The sequence below is a fragment of the uncultured Paraglaciecola sp. genome (genome assembly GCF_913058035.1).
Classification (GTDB): Bacteria; Pseudomonadota; Gammaproteobacteria; order Enterobacterales; family Alteromonadaceae; genus Paraglaciecola.
In genome coordinates this window covers 1-2,529 of the sequence record NZ_CAJXPA010000326.1, presented here as the reverse complement: position 1 = coordinate 2,529, position 2,529 = coordinate 1, and the positions used below count along the sequence as shown (strand labels likewise).

4 protein-coding genes are annotated in these 2,529 nt (G+C 36.6%); all 4 read right to left on the bottom strand.

Annotated elements, in window-relative coordinates; genetic code table 11:
• A partial coding sequence (gene fldA, locus QZ562_RS20895) for a flavodoxin FldA (protein WP_293764619.1) occupies positions 1 to 502 on the bottom strand: 502 nt, incomplete at its 3' end.
• 69 nt (positions 503 to 571) lie between these two features.
• Positions 572 to 781: a DUF2788 domain-containing protein gene (locus QZ562_RS20890; protein WP_293764617.1), complete on the bottom strand. Its 210-nt coding sequence runs from the start codon at positions 779 to 781 to the stop codon at positions 572 to 574.
• Positions 782 to 933: 152 nt separating this feature from the next.
• Complete coding sequence (locus QZ562_RS20885) at positions 934 to 1,707, bottom strand: alpha/beta fold hydrolase (RefSeq protein WP_293764615.1); 774 nt, start codon at positions 1,705 to 1,707, stop codon at positions 934 to 936.
• Between the two features lie 59 nt (positions 1,708 to 1,766).
• Positions 1,767 to 2,529, bottom strand: a 763-nt coding sequence (locus QZ562_RS20880) for a 4Fe-4S dicluster domain-containing protein (RefSeq protein ID WP_293764613.1), incomplete at its 5' end; no start/stop codon positions are given.

Below are 2,529 nucleotides of genomic sequence, written 5' to 3'. Positions count from 1 at the left end.
GTTCATCGCGTATTTGTTTACACCAACCTTTAACTCGTAGTTCAGTGAGTTCGGGTTGACGGTCTTCATCAATACCGAGACCAACAAAGTGATTTTCGTCTGCCATGCCTTTGGATGCTTCAAAACCATAGCCTTCAGACGGCCATTGACCCACGAGGATTGCTCCTTTAGCTTCAACAATATCTCTTACCATACCCATGGCATCTAAGAAATATTCTGCATAATCTTCTTGGTCCCCACATCCAAATATTGCAACTAACTTATTTTCAAAATCAATTAGTTCAAGTTCCGGGAAAAAGTCATCCCAATCACATTGTGCCTCACCATAATACCAAGTCGGAATTCCGAAAAGTAGTAGGTCAAAATCAGCAATATCTTCTTTGCTGCTTTTAGCAATGTCTTTAACGTCTATTAAGTTTTTACCTAACTCTTTCTGTATCATTTTAGCAATATGTTCTGTATTGCCAGTGTCACTGCCGAAAAATAGTCCCACACTTGCCATTATTACTTATTCCTAAACTAAAATATAATTTCATTTTTGGTTTCAATAAAAACTAAATTATTAACAATATTAGCCTTCGATAACCAATTGCATGATGCCTTTAAATATAGATCCTGCGGTACCTAAAAGAAGTACAAAATAAACGACAACTTTACCAATAAGTGGCACGTCATTTTTCTTAAGTACATCATGAACAACCAAAGCCATTAGAAAAAAAAGGCCCACAATAGCAATTTCAAAACCTATTGCTTCAATTTGTTCGTAATGCTCAGTTAGCATGTATTATGGTCCACTCCTTTAAATAGGTAACATATTAACATAGAGTGTTTACTATGAAAATTACCTTAGACAATAGCACTACTATTTAAATAATCTACTTAGATAAACTTCCTAAATAAAACCTATTGTTGAAGCTTTTTTAAAATATATGATTATTTGAATAAAAATGTTGATATTAATTTTCCGCACTCCTCAGGCTTTTCTGCGTGAAGCCAATGCCCAGTGCCACTTACCATTCGTGAATGGCTGTTAGGAAATAGCTGAACCACTGCTGCTCTGTGTTCTAGCAACAAATAATCTGAATTCTCACCTTTAATAAATAGAACTGGACCCAAATAAGGTTGCGTTGAACTTATTGCAGATGACAGTTTTGAGTAATCCTTACCTAATAAATCCAGATTAAAGCGCCACATCCAATGGTTATTTTCATTGTACAGGCTTTTTAACAAAAACTGCCTGGTTGAACTCTCAATAACGTACTTTGATAACGCTATATCTGCTTCTTTACGACTCGTTATGTTTGGTAATGAAACATTGTCTAACCCTTGAAACACATTATTGTGACGAGCCAAATAACTCACTGGAGCAATATCTAATACGACCAAATGACTAATTAGTTCACGTTGATTAAGGGCAATTTGCATTGCTACTTTGCCACCTAGAGAATGTCCGATTATACGAAGTTGTGTAATCTGGAGGCTATTAATGAGCTTTGTAATCCGTCGTGCATATTCTACAAAACTAAAGCCCTCAGTAAATGCGGATTTTCCATGATCGGGCAAGTCGATAGACAGCACTTGAAATGTGCCAGTAAACTGTCTGCGAAGTGCAGATAAGTTGTCTAAATTTCCAAATAAACCATGGAGTAATAAAATCCAAGGTTTATCTGGAGAATCTGAATATATTTGGTAATGAACGCTGTCCATAAAATATTTAATAATTCCTAAAACAGAAATAAGCGCGAGGGTTCCCCCACTGTCTAAAGCTACATGTTTGGATAGTTTGGACCACCGGCACCTTCAGGCACAACCCAATTAATATTTTGAGTAAAATCTTTGATATCACATGTTTTGCAATGTACACAGTTTTGAGCATTTATTTGAAGCTGCTTTTCACCTTGTTCAGATTCAATGATCTCATAAACTCCGGCAGGACAATAACGTTGAGCTGGTTCATCATAATATGCCAGATTAACCGTAATGGGTACTGCGCTATCCTTTAGTTTTAAGTGACAAGGCTGTTCTTCTTCATGATTAGTATTGGATAAAAACACTGAAGAGAGTTTGTCAAAACTTAAGACACCGTCAGGTTTTGGATAATTAATTTTGACACAGTCTTGGGTTTTTTTAAGCTGTGCATGGTCAGCTTTATCATCTTTAAAAGTGAAGGGTAGATTACCTTTAAACCAATTCTGCTCGAGAGTATTAAAAGCTCCGCCCATAAACGTTCCAAATTTATGCAGGGCAGGACCGAAGTTTCGCGCTCTAAATAGCTCATCATATAACCAGGAATTTTTAAAATTCTCTGTATATTGAGTTAATTCTTGTGAGGGTGCAGCATCAATTTGGCTTAACACCTCCATGAGTGTTTCGGCGGCTAATAACCCAGATTTCATAGCAGTATGATTACCTTTGATTTTGGCAAAATTTAAAGTGCCGGCATCACAACCAACCAACAAGCCTCCAGGGAAAGTCATTTTAGGTAAGGAATTAAAGCCTCCTTTAGTAAGCGCTCTTGCACCATAAGAA